The sequence below is a fragment of the Bartonella sp. TT110JLCBS genome (genome assembly GCF_042193405.1).
Lineage (GTDB): Bacteria > Pseudomonadota > Alphaproteobacteria > Rhizobiales > Rhizobiaceae > Bartonella.
In genome coordinates, this window is record NZ_JBHILT010000186.1 from 157 (window position 1) to 785 (window position 629).

At 44.0% G+C, this 629-nt stretch carries 1 pseudogene; it reads right to left on the reverse strand.

Annotated elements, in window-relative coordinates:
• Positions 1-596, reverse strand: a pseudogene (locus tag ACFILW_RS10335) (hypothetical protein); the annotation flags it as partial.
• Positions 597-629: the final 33 nt, after the last annotated feature.

The window sequence follows — 629 nt, forward strand, 5'->3', positions numbered from 1 at the left end:
ACAGCATCACTTGAGTCTTTACTTATAGACCCATTGGCAAGCGATGTGATCTTGCTGCTTGTCTTCTCTTCACCATGTGTCGCTACAAATGCACCTTTGGAGTTATCCCACAACAACGCATCAGCCTGAGCAGTGCTAATTTCATTGGTAATCTCTTCGGTAATTTCATCCTTAACATTATCGATTTTATCTTTAACATTATCGAATGAATCACCAATACCAGCAAAGGCAGACGCGACATCGCTATAACTCGAGGCAGTAACACTACCATCAGATGAAAACTTTTTAACTGCGAATGTAGGAGCTGTCCATGTGCCATTCTCATACTTAGCTTTACCACCTAAAGACTTCGCAACACCACTCCCTAGAGCATATAGCTGGTTACCCGCTACAGCATCACTTGAGTCTTTACTTATAGACCCATTGGCAAGCGATGTGATCTTGCTGCTTGTCTTCTCTTCACCATGCGTCGCTACAAACGCACCTTTAGCCTTATCCCACAACAACGCGTCAGCCTGAGCAGTGCTAATCTCATTGGTAATCTCTTTATGTAAATCCGTGAAAGATGTTCCTACACCGGCAAACGCTGAAGCCACATCTGTATAGCTCTCCTCACTCTCAGTTCCATC